The organism is Williamsia sp. z71 (assembly GCF_059553375.1).
This window is the reverse complement of the sequence record NZ_JCANWX010000001.1, coordinates 71,477-91,310: the sequence shown is the minus strand read 5'-3', so window position 1 is coordinate 91,310 and position 19,834 is coordinate 71,477. Positions and strand designations below refer to the sequence as shown.

The following is a 19,834-nucleotide window of genomic DNA, read 5'->3' as shown; positions in this document are numbered from 1 at the left end:
TTCCAGACAGGGTAGCGGCCGCGGCCGCGGACCTGCACCACCCGTATCCTTTGGCCCGTGAACGCTGCCACTTCCCGAGCGCAAAAGCGGGCAACGTTGCCGCGGTCGGCTGCTCTGCTGAACCATTTCCGGTACGAACAGCCTGATCCGGACCGGTTCTACGGGGCACTGGCCGACGACTCCGTCGAACTCATCGAGGCCTTGCACCAAGACGTCAACCACACCGGACTCGAAGGATTGACCGTCCTCGACGTGGGCGGCGGCCCGGGTTACTTCGCCGAGGTGTTCCGATCACGCGGCGCCGATTACGTCTCCGTCGAACCGGACGCCACCGAGATGCACGCGGCCGGACTCCCCCAACGCGCCAGTGTCCGGGGCTCGGGCATGGCGCTGCCGATCTTCTCGGGCAGCGTCGACATCTGCTACTCGTCGAACGTGGCCGAACACGTGCGGGATCCGTGGACGATGGCCGAAGAGATGTTGCGGGTCACCAAACCCGGCGGACTGGTGTTGCTGAGCTACACCCTCTGGTACGGCCCGTTCGGCGGCCACGAGATGGGTCTGACCCATTACTTCGGTGGTGCCCGGGCCGCTCGCCGGTACACCCGCAAACACGGTCATCCCCCGAAGAACCTCTATGGCACATCCCTGTTCAAGGTGACCGCGGCGGACGGTCTGCGCTGGGCCCGTTCGGTCCCGGCCGAACAGGCCACGCTCCTCGCCGCATTCCCGCGCTATCTGCCCGGCCGGATGTGGTGGATCATGCGGGTGCCGCTGGTGCGAGAACTCCTGGGCAGCAACCTGGTCCTGATGTTCCGCAAGAACTGACCGGCGACCTCGCGTCGAAAATGCACCAAACCCCTGCACCGGGACACGGCACAGGGGCTTGGGCACAGCGGATCGGTGACGACCCGCTGTCGGGATGGCTATTCGGCGATCGCCTCCAGCGGTTTGGTCTTGGCCGCGCGCGACGCCGGCCACAACGCGGCGGCCACACCCACAAAGGCCGCCCCGACGAGGGTGACGATGATCAGACCCGTCGGCAGGACGGGATCTCCCAGACCCCAGTACCGCAGGGTCCGCACCAGCGCCCAACCGAACGCGACACCGAGCACGACGCCCAGGACCGCACCGAAGATCGCGATGAGCAACGATTCGACGTAGATGGTCCGGCGCACCTGCCACCTGGCCATGCCGATCGCCCGCAACATACCGATCTCTCGTTTGCGTTCGATCACCGACAGCGCCAGCGTGTTCACGATGCCGAGCACCGCGATCACCAGCGCGAGTCCGAGCATCGCGTACAGCACACTGAGCATCTGATCGATCTGCGACGACTGCTCGCCCTTGAACTCCGACGGCGTCTGGACCTTCACCGTCAGATAGTCGGCGGTGACGTCCTCGATCCGTTCGCTGATCTGATCGACATCGGCACCCGGAGCGGTCTTGACCGCCGCGAACACGTCCGTCCGCAACGGTTCCGGGATCAGCCGCTCATAGGCGTCGGTGCCCATCGCCCACGGATCGACCAGCGGGTTGTCCTCGAAGATGCCGGTCACTGTCACCGGGACAACAGTTCCGTCATAGTTGCTGAACTCGACGACGTCGCCGACCTTGAAACCGTTCTCCTTGGCCACCCGCTCGCTGAAGATGATGCCGTCCGGCTCGATCGTCGTCGGACCGTCGACCATCTTGTAGGGGGTCACGGAGTACATGTCGCCGTTCGGCGAGAAACCGAAGACCGATTCACCGTCGGCCTCGGCCTGGACCGCACCGAACGACACCACGGATTCGACACCGTCGATGTCCCCGATGGCCTCACTCACCAAGGGCGAGAACCCACTTCCCTGTGAACCCGAGACGATCAGGTTCGCGTTCAACCCGGTGTCGATCGCGTCGTCGATCGTGCCCTTGAAGGTCGATCCGAGCGTGCCGATGACCGCGACCAGCATCAGTCCCAGCGTCAACGCGAAAGCTGTTGCAGCCGTACGCCTCGGGTTACGGACGGCGTTGGTCCGGGCCAGCTGCCCGATCTTGCCGAACGGTCGGGCCAGCACCGCACCGAGTGCCCGGACCGCCGGCCGGGACAGCGCCGGGGAGGCGAAGACCACCGCGAAGATCATCACCAGCGCACCGAGGCCGACCGTGGCGGCCGCATTGCCGCCTTCCCCGGACGCACCGATTGCCAGCAACACAATTGCGATGACACCCAACACGATTCCGATGATGGTCCGGACCTTGAGAGAGGCCTGACCGTCGGTCGCACTCTCCCGCATCGCCTCGACCGGCGACACCTTGGAGGCCCGGCGGGCAGGCGCATACGCACTGATCATCGTCACACCGATACCCACCACCAGGCAGGCGATGATCGACGACGGGCCGACCTGCAGCGACGTACTGGGCAGACCGGTTGATGCCGTCAGCGCCCGCAGCAACGCCGCGATACCGATACCGGCGGCCAACCCGACCAGCGCGCCGATCAATCCGACGACGAACGCCTCGAGCAACACCGAGCGGGTGACCTGTTTTCGGCTCGCGCCGATCGCCCGCAGCAGAGCCAACTCTCGCACCCGCTGGGCGACGATCATCGAGAAGGTGTTGTAGATGATGAACGTTCCCACGATCAGACCGATGGCGGCGAACGCCAGCAGGATGTAGTTGAAGACATCGAGGAACTGGTTGACGTTGTCTTTCTCGTCCTGCCGGACCTGGTCGCCGGTACGCAGCTTGTAGTCGTCGCCGAGCAGGCCGGCCACCCGCGACTTGAGCTCGTCAGCGCTGACCCCGGCCACTGCCTGCAGATCGATCGTCTGCGAGTGCGAACCATCGGTGAACAAGTCCCGCGCCGTCGACTCGAGGAACTGCACGTTCGTGAAACCACTTGTCGCCCCGGGAATATCGAGGATTCCGACGATCGTGACCTCCACCGGCGCATCGCTGCCCCGGCTGGTCGCGACCTTGGTGGTCGAACCCACCTGCAGGTCGGCGTCCTCGGCGGACGACTTGTTGAGGGCCACCTCGTTCGGCGCCTCGGGTGCGCGACCTTCGATGAGGTCGCTCTCGACATCCGACAACCGCTGCTCCGGCGGTACGAAGGTGCTGCCGACACTCGGCGCACCCCCGGTCTGCAACGCCTTACCGTCTTTCTTGGCGATGGTTGCCGGTCCGGAATATGTCGGCAGGATCTTGGCGATACCGAGTTCGGACTTGTTGTCCTGCAACTGGGTCAGCACCGAATCCGGCACGCCGGACGAGTTGGAATCCTTGGGCGAGACCTGGGTGTCCACCCCGAGCGCGGCCTTGTCGAAGATCCCGTCGAAGGCAGAGGAGATCGTCGCGGTGAAGACCATCGAGCCGGCCACGAACGCCGTGCCCAGCACGACCGACAACACTGTCAGGACGAGCCGGAGTTTATGTGCCGCAAGGTTTCTCAGCGACACCTTTCGCATGGTGTTCGAGGCCATCACAGCTCCCGGGGAGCTTTGGCGAAGCCTCCGGTCGACGGGGTCTCGTCGAGGTTCTTCATGTATTCGAAGATCTCGTCGGCGTCGGGGTTCCGGAGTTCCTGGACGATCTGACCGTCGGCGAGGAAGATCACGCGATCGGCGTAGCTGGCCGCCCGCGGATCGTGGGTCACGATCACCACGGTCTGGCCGAACTCACTGACCGAGGCCCGCAGAATGCTGAGCACCTCGCCCGAGGAACGGGAGTCGAGGTTGCCGGTCGGCTCGTCACCGAAGATGATCTCCGGTCGGCCGACCAGCGCGCGCGCACAGGCGACCCGCTGCTGCTGTCCACCGGACAGTTCGCTGGGACGATGGTCGAGGCGATCGCCGATGCCGAGACGGCCGATGACGGTGTCGAACCACTCCTGGTCGGGCTTGCGGCCGGCGATGTCGATCGGCAGCGTGATGTTCTCACGTGCGGTCAGGGTCGGCACCAGGTTGAACGACTGGAACACGAAACCGATCCGGTCGCGGCGCAGCATCGTCATCTGTTTGTCGGACAGACCGGACAGGTCGGTGTCGCCGATGCTCACCGAGCCGCTGCTCGCGGTGTCGAGGCCGGCCAGACAATGCATGAGCGTCGACTTGCCGGAACCCGACGGGCCCATGATCGCGGTGAACTCACCGCGGACGAAGTCCACGGAGACACCTGCGAGCGCGACCACCTGCGTGTCGCCGCTGCCGTACACCTTCCTCAAATCGGTCGCGCGGGCTGCAACTGCGGTCGGTGGGGCAGTCATGTTCTGGCCTTTCTCGATGTCGGGTCAGTGATGGACGAACTCTGGCGTCGCCGATTCGCGATGAGCGGATACAGCGAAAGATGCCGGCCTGTCGGGCAGTACAAATAGTGACTGCCCGGGCGCCCCCGAATCATCGGGGACCACCCTGATCTTTCCCCCCACATCCTCCGCCGGCCGCGTTCGCCACCGATCTGGGTTCGTCCTGACAAGTAGGGATGAACCCGATCATCACACGCAACCGATTAACGATCCACCTCAATAATGCACAAGCACCCACAGGCGGTGCCTGTAGGTGCTTGTGTGAATGCAATGCGGTCTGAGGAGACCCCGGACTACTCGGCGCCCAATCGCTGCTTGAGCGCGTCGAACTCGTCCTGCAGACCGGTGGGCAGCTTTTCGCCGACGAAGTTGAACCACTCCTCGATCGACGGGATCTCGCCGAGCCATTCGTCGTTGTCGACCGCGAGGGCCTCGGCGACGTCTGCCGCGGACACATCGAGTCCGTCGAGGTCGAGCGACTCGGGGGTGGCCACGATCCCGATCGGGGTCTCGACACCGCCGGCCTTGCCCTCGATGCGTTCGACGATCCACTTCAGCACGCGGCTGTTCTCACCGAATCCTGGCCACAGGAAGCGCTTGTCGTCGCCGCGACGGAACCAGTTGACGTAGAAGACCTTCGGCAGCTTGGACTCATCGGCGTTCTTGCCGAGGTCGATCCAGTGGTTCAGGTAGTCGCCCACGTTGTAGCCGAGGAACGGCAGCATGGCCATCGGATCGCGGCGGATGGCACCGACGGTGCCCTCGGCGGCTGCGGTCTGCTCGGAGCCGACCGTGGCACCCATGAAGACACCGTGCTGCCAGTTGCGGGCCTCGGTGACCAGTGGGACCGTGGTCTTGCGACGGCCGCCGAACAGGATGGCCGAGATCGGCACACCCTGCGGGTCGTCCCACTCGGGGGCCATGATCGGGCACTGTGCCATCGGCGTGCAGTACCGCGAGTTCGGGTGCGCCGCGGGCGTATCGGAATCCGGCGTCCAGTCGTTGCCCCGCCAGTCGATGAGGTGCTTGTGCTCGCCCTCGAGCCCCTCCCACCAAATGTCGCCGTCGTCGGTCAGCGCCACGTTCGTGTAGAGCGTGTTGCCGGCCTCGATGGTCTTCATCGCGTTCGGGTTGGAGCTGTAGTTCGTGCCGGGAGCGACACCGAAGAAACCGAATTCGGGGTTCACCGCGTACAGCCGGCCGTCTTCACCGAAACGCATCCAGGCGATGTCGTCGCCCAGGGTCTCGGCACGCCAGCCCGGGATCGTCGGCTGGATCATCGCGAGGTTGGTCTTGCCACAGGCGCTCGGGAACGCGGCCGCGATGTAGTAGGCCTTGTCCTCCGGGCTGATCAGCTTGAGGATCAGCATGTGCTCGGCGAGCCAGCCCTCGTCGTGTGCCATCGCCGAGGCGATCCGCAGCGAGTAGCACTTCTTGCCCAGCAGCGCGTTGCCGCCGTAGCCGGAACCGTAGGACCAGATCTCGCGGTCCTCGGGGAAGTGGGTGATGTACTTCTCCGAGTTGCACGGCCACGGCACATCCTGCTGGCCGGCTTCGAGCGGCGCGCCCAGCGAGTGCAGCGCCTTGACGAAGAACCGGTCCTCACCGAGGGCGGCGATCACTTCGGGTCCGACGCGGGTCATGATCCGCATCGAGAGCACGACGTAGGCGGAGTCGGTGATCTCGACGCCGAGCTTCGGGTCGTCCGAGCCGAGCGGTCCCATGCAGAACGGGATGACGTACATCGTGCGTCCGCGCATGCTGCCGCGGTAGAGGTCGGTCATCGTGGCGCGCATCTCGGTCGGATCGACCCAGTTGTTCGTCGGGCCGGCGTCGACCTCGTTCTTCGAGCAGATGTAGGTCCGTGACTCGACCCGCGCGACGTCGGCGGGGTCGGAGTGGGCCAGGAACGAGTTGGGCTTGCGCTCCTCGTTCAACTTGGTCAGGGTGCCTGCCGCCACCAACTCTGCGGTGAGGCGATCCCACTCGGCGTCGGAGCCGTCAGACCAGACAACCTGGTCCGGCTGGGTCAGTTCGGCGATCTCCCGCACCCAAGCCAGGAGCTCAGAGTGCGACGTGGGAGCGCTGTCGGGGTCCAAACCAGGAATTGTCGCTGAAGTCATTGTTATCTCTCCTGCTGGTGACCGGCCGGTGTCGGTAACGCCAAGGTGTGCGTCTGCGCCGGTCAGCCCCTCCGTGGGGTGCGTTGTCAGATTACTTCGACCGCACCCGATCCGGTCAATCGGGTACGTGCGTTACGGCACATCTCATCACGCGAGGTGATCAAATACTTGATCGCAGTCCAAGTTACAGCTGTGACAATAATCGCGAAATCGGCTATTCGAGCTTAGCGCTGTCCGTGAAAATCCACCGGCTCCTCCGTGATTTCGCACGTGAGCGCAGTCTTGACCAGGAGGGAACGGCTGGTGGCACCACCTCCACCGGCGGCGGCACCGGGTTCGGTTGGAAGGCCCTGCGCATTCGCTCCTTGTCGGGCCAACGAGTTACTTCACGCAACTAAAACAAGGCATTTCCGATCGAGTTGATCTTCGTGAATATCGGATTTGTTTGCACGACACATTTATCGGGAGCTCACGAATTCCCTATTCGAGTCGACCGCTGTCGGTGGCCGTCCATCGGCCGCTGTCCGGATCGAGCCGTGACGTCCGGTATCCGCCGTCGCGGTTCACCTCGGTGATCAGATCGACCTGTCCGTCACGATCGCTGTCGGTGTAGACCGTCATCCCCGCCGGACCGGTGCGCGTCAGGGAGTCGGCCACCCCGTCTGCGTCGGTGTCCAGATCGGCGGGACCGAGATCCCAGACCCGGTCGTTCTCGACGATCCACAGGTTGTCGTACGGATCGCTCCCCCCGACGAGGTCGGGGGTGATCGCGGCGGCCGCGTGAATTGCCGGCCCCCGATCGACCGGATCGTCACAGAACTCGGGTCCGAACTCGCCATCCATCTCGTGCGCCCCCGGGGGTTGTAGTGGTCGCAGGTCCGATGCCTTGGACGCATCGGAGGAGTCCGTTGGTTCCGCGCCGAGCAGATCAGTGACCGATGGCGACGAGGACCTCGTCGAGACGGTCCCGCGCCCGGACCGCCGCCTCGAGTCGGCGCAGATCCTGCTGCCGTGATTCGGGGGCCGACCGGCGGCCCACCCGGATCCGCATGTCGAGTTCGGCCACCTGGTCGGACACCGTCTGCGCCCGACGCTCGTAGAACCGCGCCAGTCTGCCGCCGATCACGGATTCGGCGGCCTGCACCTGACGCGCCACATCCTGTTCGAGGCGACCGCGCGTGGTGGCGATCGCTTCGCCTGCCCAGGCCGCCATGGACGTTCGTAACGACGACAGGCGCCGCAACCGCACCAATCCGACCGCGATCGCGGCCCCGAGCAGCAGCGTCAGCGGCATCGCGATCCACTGCAGCGTGTGGACCGCGGAGAGGGGCATGACCAGGAGCCGGCCCAGACCGAGTCCGGCGGAGGCACCGAAGACCACCAGCAAGGCCTCCTCCACGCCTCGACCCTTCGGGGGCACCGGCGGCAACTCGACGGGCACCGACGGGCGGGCCGGCGGTGGTCCCACTGGTTCGAGGCCGAGCAACGCCCGATATTCAAGCGCACTGCGGTCCTCGTCGAAGCGCTGCTGGGCCCGATCCCGCAGTCGGGTGAGCCTTCCGCGGAGCCACCGCTCGAACTCTTCGGCGCCCGGTCGGTTCACTGCGGACGCCCGGGCCGCGGCAGCGGCCGACAGCTCGCGTGCCGCATCGTCGAGTTCGGTGACGGCTGCCGCCCGGATCTGGTTGGCGCCCCCGCGCAGCGCCGCCAGCCGGTCGGACCGGCCACGGTCACGGGAGGCGATGACGGTCGCGCGCTGCGCCAGCAGATCCGCGGCCGGGTCGCCGGGCTCGGTCGCGAGTTCGGTGATGAGGTCGTCGAGGCGCCGTTCCGCTTCGAGGGATTCGAGTCGTTCCGGGCGGGCCGGACCGTTCACCTGGTCGTCGAGCCACTCGATCAGTTCATCGAACCCGGATTCGAGCTGGTGACCCGCCAGCGCCGCGGCCGCCGACACGGCGAAGATCGGCATCCTGCCGTCGGGGTCGACGATGCCCCGGTTGACCTTCAGCAACGTCGGCCAATCCCAATAGGCATCGATCTTGTTGCAGACCACGGCCACCAGGGACGCGCATCCGCTCAATCGCCGCACCACGTCGACCTCGGTGTCGGACACCCCGGACGACGGGTCGAGGATCAGCAACGCCACCGCCGCCCGTCGCCCCGATTCGGACAACTCCCGGGCCCGCACTCCGTGGTCACCGAGGACCCGGGTCACCGACGTGACCCCGACCTTGCCGGTGCCGCCGACCACGACATCGGTTGCGTCGATGCCGGCCAGCCCGCTTCCGGTCAACTCGGCGACCTCGGCGATGACCGACCTCATCTGCATCACGTCCATCCGAGGGCCTCCGGTGCCGCAGTTTGCCCCACCGTCGCGGCGGCGAGCATCGATCCCGCCAGCAGATCTTCGATCTCGTCGCGCAGAACACCCTGTGCCGCAAGGATTTCGAGTTCTGCTGCCACCCGGCGCAGGCGTACGGCCGGAGCGGCGGCGGCGAAGGCCCGGAGCGGCTCGATCAACGCATCGAGCCCGCTGCGCTGCATGAGCAGCTCGGAGATCTCCGCCGGCGAGCAGCGGGTGTGGCGCAGGACCGCGATCGCGGCGGCGATTCCGTAGGCGTCGAGACGACGCAGCAACGCCATCCGCTGCAGCCGCTGCCCCGGTCCGCCGACGTCGACGAATGTGGCCTGCATGGGCGGCACGTGTTCGCCGGCCGCGGCCATCTCCGAGAGCAGGTCGATCTCCTCCTCACCGAGATCGGCGACCACCAGCAGCGGCATCACCGGGATCACCGGTCGGCCCAGTTCCTGGGCGCACTCCGCAGCCCGGGTCCGCGCTGCCGGCCAGGATCCCAGACTGTCCGCCTTCCCCAGCAGCACCAGACTGCCTCGGGGGTCACTGCCCGCCAGCGCCACGATGTCGTCGGCCCGGGGCCAGCCCGCCAGGAGATGCAGCCGGGCGTCGGCGTCCTCGGGGTTGTCGCCGGGGCCGATCGGACTGACGTCGAAGCGGCGGCGCAGGGCGCCGGCGAGCGTGTCACGACCGGTACCGAAACGTCCGGTCACCGCCACCCGCAGCGGACCGTGCAGCTCCGCCACCGACCGCTCGAGGTCGGCGGCTCCCGCTACCCGCGCAGACAACGTCTGCAGCCGAACCGCCAGATCGGCATACGCCGCATCCCCGATCCGCAGATCTGATTGATCCAATTCACCCTCCCGGAGGAAAACCAGCCGCCAACAGGTCAGACGCGGCGCGTGTCGCTATGGTTCCGGTCACTTGCAGGTAACAATCGGCAGGTGGTTGGTCAACCCCTGCTGTCACATCCGTGCGTAATGCGGGACTATGGGCCGGTGACCAGCCCACGCTCGAACCCGAATGCGGACACCGACCAGGGCGTCGATACCGAATCCGACGTCTCCTCCCCGGCCCTGCCGGAGGTCGCCGATACCTCCCCCTCGGCCGCTGATGAGGCCCAGCGCCGCGAACGCGCCCGGCTCTATCCCCGGGTGACCAGTTTCCGGACCCGGCGCGGCAGCCTGACCCCCACCCAGCAGGCCAACTGGGAGCGCCTGTGGCCGTCCGTGGGCCGCGACGTCAGCGAAACCGAACGGATCGATCCCGTCGCATGGTTCGGCCGTAGTGCACCGCTGATCTTGGAGATCGGCTGCGGAACCGGTACCTCGACCGCTGCGATGGCGGCCGCCGAACCCGAGAACGACGTCATCGCGGTCGACGTCTACCGGCCGGGCATCGCCCAGCTCGTCGGAGCCATCGACCGGGAACACCTGACGAACATCCGGATCATCCGGGGCGATGCCATCATCGTCCTGAAGAACATGCTCGCGCCGGCATCGCTGACCGGGGTCCGGGTGTTCTTCCCCGATCCCTGGCCGAAGGCCCGGCATCACAAGCGGCGGCTACTGCAACCGGAGACCATCGCGCTGATCGCCGAGGTCCTGGCCGACGGTGGCGCGCTGCACATCGCGACCGACCACGCCGAGTACGCCGAATCGATCGCCGAGGTCCTCGCCGGGCAGTCCCTGCTGGTCCCGACCGACGAGAAGGTCCCGTTCTCCACGCAGCGCCCGGTCACCAAGTTCGAAGGACGGGCCGCGGTCGAAGGTCGCCCGGTCACTGAGTTCGTTCTCACACGGGTGCCCCGATGAGCCCCGCGTCGTACGGCGATGACGCCGCCCGCGGACCCGACAACTCGGTCGCCCACACCATCTCGGGCGCGAGCCAGGAATCGCGGGTCCTCCTGATCTGGGATGCCCCCAACCTCGACATGGGACTCGGTTCGATCCTCGGTGGCCGTCCCACCGCAGCTCACCGGCCCCGATTCGACGCGCTGGGCCGGTGGCTGCTGAGCCGGACCGCGGACATCTCCGCATCGGTGCCCCGGGTGGCCGCCGAAGGTCAGGACCGTCCCAAGGTCGGTTACTCACCGATCCCCGAGGCCACCGTCTTCACCAACATCGCCCCTGGTACCGCCGAAGTGGTCCGGCCTTGGGTCGAGGCGTTGCGTAATGTTGGTTTTGCTGTTTTTGCCAAGCCCAAGGTCGATGAAGACAGCGACGTGGACTCGGACATGCTCGACCACATCGAGCTGCGTAGGCACACTGTGGGGCTGGCCGGTCTGATCGTCGCATCGGCGGACGGGCAGGCCTTCCGGGAGCTGCTGCTCGATGTGGCCTCCGATGGTGTGCCCGTGCAGGTACTCGGTTTCCGGGAACACGCCGCGTGGGCACTGACGTCGGAGAGTTTGGAGTTTGTAGACCTTGAGGACATCCCCGGTGTGTTCCGCGAGCCCCTGCCGCGGATCAACCTGGATTCGCTTCCCGAGGAAGGCGCCTGGTTGGCTCCCTTCCGGCCGCTCACAGCGTTGCTGTCCGGCCGCCAGAACTGAAAGCAAACTATCCACAGTGGTGTGCACGCCCGGTCCCCGATGTGACCACCTATCCGCCGATGAGAATCTGCGCGACCACAATGACGGCCTGAGTACAGAAAGGACGCTGCGGTGTTTGGTGCCATAGGCAACTTCGTGTACCGGATGCGCTTTGCGGTCATCGCGGTGATGGTCGCATTGATGGCCGGTCTCGGCCTCTACGGTCTCGACCTGAACAAGCATCTGAGTCAGTCCGGCTGGTTCGATCCCGGTTCCGAGTCCGTCGCGGGCTCGCAGCTGCGCGACGAGATCCTCGGCCGCGACCACAAGTCGGACGTGATCCTGCTGGTCACGCCGCCGGCCGGCACCAAGGTCGACGACCCGGCCTTCGGGGTCAAGGTCGAGCAGATCGTCGAGGATCTGGTGGCGCAGTACCCGGACATCGTCGACCGCAACGATCCCGGCATCATCGACCCGTTCTCCGCCACGACCAACGAGTTCCAGAAGGGCGCTCAGCAACAGATCCGGGACCGGTTGTTCGATGACTCCCTCGAACACGCCTTCATCAGTATCGGCATCCGCGGTGACGATGACACCACGATCCTGAACAACTACAAGAAGGTCGCCCCGTTCTTCGACGATCTCGCGACGAAGTACAACCTACCTGGCACAACGTTCGAGTTGGCCGGTCTGCAACCGGTCTCGGGCGCGATGTCGGCCGGTATGGACGAGGACATCAAACGCGCGGAGATCATCGCGCTGCCGCTGGTGGCGATCATGCTGTTCTTCATCTTCGGCGGGGTGATCGCCGCCTGTCTGCCGGTGGTGGTCGGTGGTCTGACGATCGCCGGCTCGCTCGGCATCATGAAGGTCCTGGCCCAGGTCACCGAACTGAACGTCTTCGCCCAATCGGTGGTGACGCTGATCGGGCTCGGCATTGCCATCGACTACGGATTGTTCATCGTCAGCCGCTTCCGAGAGGAACTCGCGGAGGGCTATGACACCCCGAGCGCGGTTCGAAGAACCGTGATGACCGCCGGGCAGACGGTGGTCTTCTCGGCGACGATCATCGTGGCCGCGCTGGCCTGTCTGCTGATATTCCCGCAGGGCTTCCTGAAGTCGGTGGCCTACGGTGCGATCGCGTCGGTCACCCTCGCCGCGGTCTGTTCCCTGACGGTCCTGCCCGCGATCCTGTCGATCCTCGGTCCCCGGATCGACATGTGGGGCTTTTCCTTCCTGCGCCGGACCAAGACCAAAAAAGAGGTCGAGGACGGTTTCTGGGGCAAGCTCGCCGGCTGGGTCATGCGGCATCCGCTCAAGATCGCGATCCCCGTGGTCCTGCTGCTCCTGGCCCTGATCATCCCGTTCGCCGGCATCCAGTTCGGCGGCATCACCGAGAAGTACCTGCCGCCGAGCAACGACACCCGCGTCGCACAGCAGCACTTCGACGAGTTCTTCCCCACCGAGCGTGCCGAAGAGATCAAGCTCGTCATCCTCTACGACCCCGAGAGCAACGACGACGCGGCCAAACTGCAGGCGATCGCCGATCAGGCCAACGAGATCCCCGGTTTCACCAAGGAGTTCACCCTCGACGGGGCTCTGGCCGAGGGCGACCTCGTCGAGATGTCGGCCGGCCTGATCGACATCAACACAGCCGGTGAGGCCGTCGACGAACTCCGGGCGATCGACACCCAGGGTCTGCAGATGTACGTCGCCGGAACGCCGGCACTGACCCAGGATTCGATCAACGCATTGCTCTCCGACCTGCCGTTGATGGTGGTGATGCTGATCCTGGTGACGAGCCTGCTGATGTTCCTGGCGTTCGGCTCGGTGGTGTTGCCGATCAAGGCGGCGCTGGTCTCGGCATTGGGACTCGGTGCCACCCTCGGCATCCTGACGTGGATCTTCATCGACGGTCACGGCTCATCGATCGCGAACTTCACCCCTGGCCCGCTGATGTCTGCGGTCCTCGTGCTGATCATCGCCATCATCTACGGCCTCTCGACCGACTACGAGGTGTTCTTGCTCTCCCGCATGGTCGAGGAGAGACAGAAGGGTGCCAGCACCACCGATGCGATCAGACGGGGCACCGCGCACACCGGGCGGATCATCACCGCTGCCGCCGCGATCCTGGTGGTGGTGACCGGGGCGTTCGGTCTGTCGGAGATCGTGATGATGAAGTACATCGCGTTCGGCATGATCGCCGCGTTGATCTTGGACGCCACCATCATCCGCATGCTGCTCGTGCCGGCGATCATGAAACTGCTGGGCGACGACTGCTGGTGGGCTCCGCAGTGGATGAAGAAGGTGCAGGAGAAGATCGGGCTCGGAGAGACGATCCTCGACGACGAAATCGGTGCCGGCCGTTCGGCTCAGGCCGCCCGCGGTGACCGCATGGCGGGAGCCGTTGTCGCCGAGGCACCCACCTCTGCCTTCCGCACATCCTCGGCCACCGACCGTAAACAACCGGTCGCCGTCGGTGCCGCCGCCGGCCCCACCCGGCAGTCCGGCCCCGTCAATCGGCCACCCCAGGGTCCTCGCCCATCGCCCGGTTCCGGACGTGGTGGCGGCCAATCCGATCCGGACCGGCCGTCGGGTCCCCGGGTGCCACCGTCACCGGGTTCCACCGCGGCGTTGCCGAACCGGAATGGTCAGGGGCCCGCACCCACCGGCCGGATGCCCGCACCCCGGACCGATTCCGGTCCGGTACACCGTCCTGCCCGTCCGTCGGAGCCCCCGGTCAGCGGACCGATCCGGCGTTCACCGAGTCGTCCGGCGCCCAATTCCGATCCGGTCGTCCCCCGGACACCCAGTCGGGGTGATGCCCGCAGGAATGGGCCCGACACCGGCGGCTGGAGCCTGGGCGCAGGCGGTATCCGCCTGGGCGGCAACGATGGCCCGGCCACCAACGGTTCCGGAACCGGCCCGTCGATGCCCACCAACGGAACTCCCGTCGGGGGATCCGAACCGACGCGTCAGCCGGGTCGTCCACCGCGTCCGCAACCGATCCAGTCCGGCGGCACGACCGGGCCGACCAGTCGGCCCGCCGAGCCCCGAAGTCCCGGTCCCCGAACGGTTCCGGCCGGGCGACAGGATCCTTCGGGTCGAGGTCCCACGACGACCGGTCCGTACGACGGTGAGCAGAGCAGCCCGTTGCGGCGTCGCCCGGAACTGGGTTCGCACGGTGGGGCGCCGCTGATCGCCTCGCTCAATCCGGAGCAGTCGGCAGCACCGCGCAACCCGGCGCAATCGGTTCCGCCGCGGCAGAACCGGCCGCAGCCCGCTGCACCGACTCCGGCGCCACAACCGCCGCAGCCGCAGCCGCAGCCGCAGCAGCAACAACAACCGGAGGACGTCGAGTCCGAGGATTCTTCCTCGAGCGGTGGGCGGCGGGCCCGCGGTCGGGGCGATGGGCAGATCAGCGTCCGTGATCTCCTCCGTCGCGGCAACGACTCCGACAACTGATCGGCACCGGTACCGGCCGGCCGTTCACCGAACGGTCGGCCGGTACCGGTTTCAGTCGCATCCCCTCGACCGCCGTATCCCCTACTGCGACAATTGTTTCGGCAGCAACAGTCCGATTACTCCGGCGGTGCCCGCCACAGCGGCGAGGACACCGAGGTTCACCGCCCAGTCGGTCGACGACCCCGACAGCAACAAACCCATCAGGGTGGCACCGGCGGCAGCGGCCAGCTGGACCGTGATGAACAGCGATGTGGTGGCCTGCGGCACCGCACTTTCCGGGACCACCCGGTAGACGTTGGAGAAGGTCGGCGAGGCAACCGATCCGAAGGTGACGCCGATCAACACGTACAGGGCGAGTAACACCGGCAGTGCGATCACATCGATGGTCAGCGCCACCGACAACATCAGGGCCGCGGTGAGTGCACCCCCGCCGGAGACCAGCGGGCGCGGCCCAATCCGATCGCTCAGTGCCCCTGCGACACTCATGCCGAACAACAGTCCTAGACCCAGGGACGCGACGATGATCCCCGCCATCGCACCGTCTCGCCCGAACTCGTTGCGGGCCAATTCGGGCAACATCACCAGTTGCGAATACATGATGAAACCGACCATCGCCATCACACCGAGACTTGCCGCGTAGCCGCGCGACCTGGTGAGCATCCGGAGGTCGATCACCGGCTCGGGTGTACGAAGTGCGTGCCAGACGTAGCCGGCCAGTAGTGCGACCCCGGCAAGGGCGGGAATCGTTATCCGCCAGGGCGATCCACTGCCGGCCTGCTCCACCGCGACGAGCACGGCGGCAAAGCCCGGCGACAGCAACAACAGTCCCCTGATGTCCGGCCGGCCGGCCGCGCCCACCTCACCCGGCGTCCGCTTCGGCAGCAGCATCAACGCACCCACCAGGATCACTGCACCGATCGGTACGTTGATCCAGAAGATCCAGTACCAGGTGTCCGGGCCGCTCAGGAAGCCGCCGAGCAGGGGCCCTGCGATGGGCGCGAAATTGATCACCATCGAGAGCAGCCCCATCACCTTGCCCATGCGTTCCTTGCCGGCGACCGCCGCCGCCAGGCTGAGCGACGTCGGCTCCAGCAATCCACCACCGAAACCCTGGAGCACCCGGAAGGCGATCAGACTCTCGATCGACCAGGCCGCGGTCGTCAGTACCGAGCCGGCCACGAACAGCACCAGCGCGGCGACGATCAGCTTGCGCCCGCCGAACCTCTCCAGCAAAGCGCCGGAGACGGGCAGCACCAGCGCGGCCGCCAGCAGGTAGCCCGCGACGACCCACACCACCGACGTCATCGGCGCATCGAAGGATTCCCCGAACTGGTCGAGAAGGGTGGTGACGGCTGTGCCGTCGAGTACGGCCATGAAGGCGGCGAGCGCCAACAGCACGATGGTCAGCGCCGGAGCCTTTTCGGACTGTCCGGCCGGCGGCTTCTCCACGTCCATGGCCATGTCGATCAAACTAAACTACACCGTTTAGTGTAGTCAAGAGTCGGTGGCGGGTAGAATCTGCAACCATGACGTCCACGCAGGTCACCGGCGAACAACCCGCGAGACGACTGCGTCCGGGCAAGCGGGAGGCCATCCTGCGAGCGGCCGGTGAGATCTTCGACAACGAGGGATACGAGCGCACCAGCATCGACGCGGTGGCGGCCAAATCGGGGGTGTCGAAGCCGACGATCTACAACCACTTCGGGAGCAAAGAACAGCTGTTTCGCGATCATGTCGCCTTTGCCGCCCAGACCGTGAACGCCCGGGCCACCGAAGCCGTCCTCGAGATCGATCCCGACTGCGTCGCGTGGCGGCAGGTCTTGTCCGAGGCCGCCCTGCGGCTGGCCGATTGCGGGCGCAGCCACTGCTCCATCTCACTCAACCGACAGCTGCACGCGGCGGTCGTCCGAGACCCGTCGGTTTATCAATACGTTCTCGACAATGCCGCCGCGCCAGTGCTCGCCTTGCTCGCGGACAAACTCGCCCGACTCAGCGGGGCCGGCCATCTGTCCATCCCCGACCCGGCGCTGGCCGCCCGTCAGTTCCTCGCCCTGATCAGCGCGGAACTGCCGGAGATGAGCCGGCTGGGGACGGTGACCATCAGCGACGACGACTTCACCCGCGCCGTGATGGCCGGTCTCGACACATTCCTGCGGGCCTACGCCTGCTGACCGGTATCCCCCGCCGGCGCAGAGAGATCCCGCGAGCCGAGCAGTTTGTCGGAGAGCTTGGTGATCGGTCCGGCGGCGATCAGGCTCAGGACCGGCCATAGACCGAGGCGCGGGATCGCGATCGCGAATCCCATCGCCAGGAGAATGACGATGACGGGCAGCACTTTCGACAAGATCTGACTCGCGGTGACACCTGGATCTGTGAGCAATCCGGCACGCACCAGGAGCATCTCTTCGACGCGCGTCATGATCATCGTGAACGCAACCGTGCCGAGGTAATAGGCAATCGCCCCCCGATCACCCGAGGACGCGGACACATAGAGAACGGTGGCCAGCGGTATATTCACCACACCCGCCAGCCACATCAGGTTCACGCGCAGGAGCAACGGCGTGTACCCGGTCGCGCGCTCGAACAAGCGGTGGTGATCTCGCCAAAAGGCGCCGATTACAGCGAAGCTGACGGCGGCGGCGATGAGCCGGGAATGGTTGTCGGCGAGAAAGTCTGCGACCGATGCCCCGTCGAGGTTGCGCACTTCGTCGACGAGAGGCAACACCACGAGAGTGAAAGCGATGGCCAGGACGGCATCAGTGAAGAACACGAGGCGGTCGAGCCCCTTGTCGGTCCCTATCGGGTCGGCGTTCACGTTCTCGAAGCTAGCCGTTTCTACGGGCGTTCGCAGGCCGGCCTTTGTGACCACAAACCCCCACCCATTCCAGCCAGATCCACATGATGTGCAGCGTGTGATTTTGACTGGAACGGCTGGGGATTCACAGATTCCACAAGATCAGTGCTGCGCACCTACGGGGTTGCGGGGCTGATCGCCGGCAGCGGCCACGCCCTGCCCCAGTGCCCGGGCGTATCCCGAACCCAGCGCCAACAGGATCAGGCCGACCACGATGAAGGCCGTGACCCGGAAGATGCCATTCAAGGTCGCCAGATCGAACAGGAACAGCTTCGCCACTGCCGCCGCGGCCAGCAGGAGTCCGGCGCCCACAACGATGTTCCGACTGATGCCACCGAACATCCGGCGGCCCTTCGCGATCGAGATGGAGATGACCAACAGCCCGGCCGCGACGACCATCCAGCAGATGGTTGCCGCCACGTGGCCGCCGAGGAACCCTCCGTCGGGACCACCGAGCGCGACGCCGGCACTCACCGTCAACGCGGTCACGGAGTAGAGCGAGGCCAGTGCGCCGAGGATTCCGAAGATCTGGACGTTCCCGGCCGAATGACGTTCCGCGGCCCGGTACCACGACCACATCAGGATCCAGATGGCAGCCACGACCAGAAGGCTGGCAACGATCACCGAAACAGCATGGGAAACAGCGAGTTCAGACGATTCGAACAGTTGCTCCGGCGGAGAGATGGCCAGGTATCCGAACCCGCCGAGAACTCCGATCGCCGTGGCGATCACCCGTCCGATCAGATCGTGCCGTGCGGCCACCGCGATCACGATCGACATCGCGAGGAACACCGGTGTGATCACCGGACCCTCGAAGGCCACCGCCACTGCGATGACCGCGGCCAGTGCAGCACCTGTTGCGTAGATGTGCCGGATGTGGGAGTGCCGGCCACGATCTGTCAACGCCACCGACAGCAGCAGTGCGGCCGATCCCCAGATCAGTCCCGCAGCGACCGTCCGGTCGAACACCAGGGGCGACAGAAGGATCGGAAGTGCGGTGGCGCAACCGAACAGCGCGGTCAGCGAGGGCAACCTGGTGCCACGCACCAGAACCGCCGAGGTGATGATCCCGAATGCGGCGTGGATGACCATTGCGACCGCCCCCGACACGACGTGCGTGTCGCCTCCGACAACGCTTGCCGCGATCCACGCGAGGAGCGCCGACGTTCCGGCGATGACCCGGACCCCGTGCAACCAGATCCAGTCTTGGCCGAGTTGGATCGGGAACGATCCGATCGCCATGGCCAACATGAATCCGACCAACAACAGAGACGGTCCCTCGGTGAGCACGGGAGCGAGGATGAAGACCGGCACCAGGACGAGCAGTCCCAGATGTTCCGAATCCCAGCGACGGGCCAACAACAATCCGGTGAACGTGATCAGTCCGGCCAGAACAAGCCCGCCGTAATCGGGTAGCCAGTCGTAGATCCGGGTCACCGCAACAACATCGAGGTAAGCAGCGGCAATACCGGTGGACGACATTGCGATCGCACCTACCCGTCCGCCGGGACGCTGTGCCATCCGAATCGCGATCACGATGAGCGCGATCGCCAGCGCGCCACCGGCCGCGACCCTGATCTCTGGCCGCAGGATTCCGGCCTGCGCGGCCAGAACGAGCATCATCACCACGCCGATCAACGTCACCGTCACACCGGCGACCGCGAGGATCTTGCCGATCAGGCCACCGCCGGATTCAGCGGTCAACCGCTGCCACAGTGTCGGTGTGGCCGGTGGCGGGGGTCCGGGCGGTCGAGGGGCGGTGGCACCGTGGTGCGATGCGTAGGGAGCGGTGGGGGCCGGTGGGCGCTGGGCCTGAGATCTCGGGGCAGGCGCGCCGTACCCATGGGCCGCAGGGGCTTTCGGGTGCGGCGGCCAGGCCTGCGGCGGTGGGACCGGCGCCGACATCGGCGGGACCTGTGCCACCGACGGCGGGATCGGTTGCGGTGCCGGCGCAGGTTGTGGATGCAGGGCCGGTGCAGGTGGTGGGGTTGCTTGCGGGCGTACTGGTTGCTCTTTGAGCTGCGTGAGCACGGAATGCAGTTCGTTCAGATCGCCCGACACACGAGCAAACTGATTCGACAATGAGGTGAACTCAGTGGACAGTCGGCTGATGACAGCTTCGTTCGGTTGGGTCATGTATCAATCGTCGCGGGACGGGCGTCGTCGCGGATGAGTAGCACTACTCGGTTCACCTAGGGACTTACCACGAGGGGACGGGCCG

General features: G+C 66.1%; 14 protein-coding genes. 5 read left to right on the top strand and 9 right to left on the bottom strand.

Going from position 1 to position 19,834, the window contains the following annotated elements:
- The first annotated feature begins 57 nt into the window (after positions 1–57).
- Positions 58–828: a class I SAM-dependent methyltransferase gene (locus tag AC51GR_RS00405; RefSeq protein WP_496322653.1), complete on the top strand. Its 771-nt coding sequence runs from the start codon at positions 58–60 to the stop codon at positions 826–828.
- Between the two features lie 98 nt (positions 829–926).
- Here AC51GR_RS00405 and AC51GR_RS00400 read toward each other — a convergent pair whose 3' ends face one another.
- From AC51GR_RS00400 to AC51GR_RS00375, 6 genes are all read right to left on the bottom strand, one after another.
- On the bottom strand, positions 927–3,464 hold the full coding sequence (locus AC51GR_RS00400; RefSeq protein WP_496322652.1) for an ABC transporter permease: 2,538 nt from the start codon (positions 3,462–3,464) through the stop codon (positions 927–929).
- Positions 3,464–4,246, bottom strand: coding sequence for an ABC transporter ATP-binding protein (locus AC51GR_RS00395; protein WP_496322651.1), 783 nt, complete (start codon positions 4,244–4,246; stop codon positions 3,464–3,466). Before AC51GR_RS00395 ends, AC51GR_RS00400 begins: the two co-directional genes overlap by 1 nt.
- Before the next feature lie 332 nt (positions 4,247–4,578).
- Positions 4,579–6,408, bottom strand: coding sequence for a phosphoenolpyruvate carboxykinase (GTP) (locus tag AC51GR_RS00390; protein WP_496322650.1), 1,830 nt, complete (start codon positions 6,406–6,408; stop codon positions 4,579–4,581).
- Positions 6,409–6,888: 480 nt separating this feature from the next.
- Positions 6,889–7,251, bottom strand: coding sequence for a DUF6802 family protein (locus tag AC51GR_RS00385; RefSeq protein ID WP_496322649.1), 363 nt, complete (start codon positions 7,249–7,251; stop codon positions 6,889–6,891).
- Between the two features lie 85 nt (positions 7,252–7,336).
- The gene (locus AC51GR_RS00380) at positions 7,337–8,746 is read right to left on the bottom strand and encodes a hypothetical protein (protein ID WP_496322648.1); all 1,410 of its coding nucleotides are present in this window, start codon (positions 8,744–8,746) and stop codon (positions 7,337–7,339) included.
- Positions 8,737–9,615: a hypothetical protein gene (locus AC51GR_RS00375; RefSeq protein WP_496322647.1), complete on the bottom strand. Its 879-nt coding sequence runs from the start codon at positions 9,613–9,615 to the stop codon at positions 8,737–8,739. Before AC51GR_RS00375 ends, AC51GR_RS00380 begins: the two co-directional genes overlap by 10 nt.
- 126 nt (positions 9,616–9,741) lie before the next feature.
- Between AC51GR_RS00375 and trmB the strand changes: the two genes are divergently transcribed.
- The 3 genes from trmB to AC51GR_RS00360 all read left to right on the top strand — a co-directional run bounded on the left by trmB (position 9,742) and on the right by AC51GR_RS00360 (position 14,759).
- A complete protein-coding gene (gene trmB, locus AC51GR_RS00370; protein ID WP_496322646.1) occupies positions 9,742–10,575 on the top strand; it encodes a tRNA (guanosine(46)-N7)-methyltransferase TrmB in 834 nt (277 codons plus the stop codon).
- Positions 10,572–11,315, top strand: coding sequence for an NYN domain-containing protein (locus AC51GR_RS00365; RefSeq protein ID WP_496322645.1), 744 nt, complete (start codon positions 10,572–10,574; stop codon positions 11,313–11,315). The genes trmB and AC51GR_RS00365 overlap by 4 nt, the downstream gene beginning before the upstream one ends.
- A 111-nt stretch (positions 11,316–11,426) precedes the next feature.
- Positions 11,427–14,759 carry an MMPL family transporter gene (locus AC51GR_RS00360; protein WP_496322644.1) on the top strand — a complete coding sequence of 1,111 codons (3,333 nt, stop codon included), beginning with the start codon at positions 11,427–11,429 and terminating at the stop codon, positions 14,757–14,759.
- Positions 14,760–14,840: 81 nt separating this feature from the next.
- Here AC51GR_RS00360 and AC51GR_RS00355 read toward each other — a convergent pair whose 3' ends face one another.
- Entirely contained in the window at positions 14,841–16,220 is a 1,380-nt protein-coding gene (locus tag AC51GR_RS00355) for an MFS transporter (RefSeq protein ID WP_496322643.1), read from the bottom strand.
- A gap of 65 nt (positions 16,221–16,285) precedes the next feature.
- Between AC51GR_RS00355 and AC51GR_RS00350 the strand changes: the two genes are divergently transcribed.
- Positions 16,286–16,930, top strand: a complete 645-nt coding sequence (locus AC51GR_RS00350) for a TetR/AcrR family transcriptional regulator (protein WP_496322642.1) — start codon at positions 16,286–16,288, stop codon at positions 16,928–16,930.
- Here the strand turns inward: AC51GR_RS00350 and AC51GR_RS00345 are convergent.
- Entirely contained in the window at positions 16,918–17,574 is a 657-nt protein-coding gene (locus AC51GR_RS00345; RefSeq protein ID WP_496322641.1) for a TMEM175 family protein, read from the bottom strand. The genes AC51GR_RS00350 and AC51GR_RS00345 overlap by 13 nt on opposite strands.
- 141 nt (positions 17,575–17,715) lie before the next feature.
- Entirely contained in the window at positions 17,716–19,749 is a 2,034-nt protein-coding gene (locus AC51GR_RS00340) for a DUF2339 domain-containing protein (protein WP_496322640.1), read from the bottom strand.
- Between the last annotated feature and the right edge of the window lie 85 nt (positions 19,750–19,834).

Excerpts from the sequence above, each read along its gene's own strand:
- AC51GR_RS00350 (WP_496322642.1), top strand. The coding sequence starts at position 16,286 with ATGACGTCCACGCAGGTCACCGGCGAACAACCCGCGAGACGACTGCGT.
- AC51GR_RS00395 (WP_496322651.1), bottom strand. The coding sequence starts at position 4,246 with ATGACTGCCCCACCGACCGCAGTTGCAGCCCGCGCGACCGATTTGAGG.
- AC51GR_RS00385 (WP_496322649.1), bottom strand. The coding sequence starts at position 7,251 with ATGGATGGCGAGTTCGGACCCGAGTTCTGTGACGATCCGGTCGATCGG.
- AC51GR_RS00355 (WP_496322643.1), bottom strand. The coding sequence starts at position 16,220 with ATGGCCATGGACGTGGAGAAGCCGCCGGCCGGACAGTCCGAAAAGGCT.
- trmB (WP_496322646.1), top strand. The coding sequence starts at position 9,742 with ATGCGGGACTATGGGCCGGTGACCAGCCCACGCTCGAACCCGAATGCG.
- AC51GR_RS00340 (WP_496322640.1), bottom strand. The coding sequence starts at position 19,749 with ATGACCCAACCGAACGAAGCTGTCATCAGCCGACTGTCCACTGAGTTC.
- AC51GR_RS00400 (WP_496322652.1), bottom strand. The coding sequence starts at position 3,464 with ATGGCCTCGAACACCATGCGAAAGGTGTCGCTGAGAAACCTTGCGGCA.
- AC51GR_RS00380 (WP_496322648.1), bottom strand. The coding sequence starts at position 8,746 with ATGGACGTGATGCAGATGAGGTCGGTCATCGCCGAGGTCGCCGAGTTG.
- AC51GR_RS00365 (WP_496322645.1), top strand. The coding sequence starts at position 10,572 with ATGAGCCCCGCGTCGTACGGCGATGACGCCGCCCGCGGACCCGACAAC.
- AC51GR_RS00390 (WP_496322650.1), bottom strand. The coding sequence starts at position 6,408 with ATGACTTCAGCGACAATTCCTGGTTTGGACCCCGACAGCGCTCCCACG.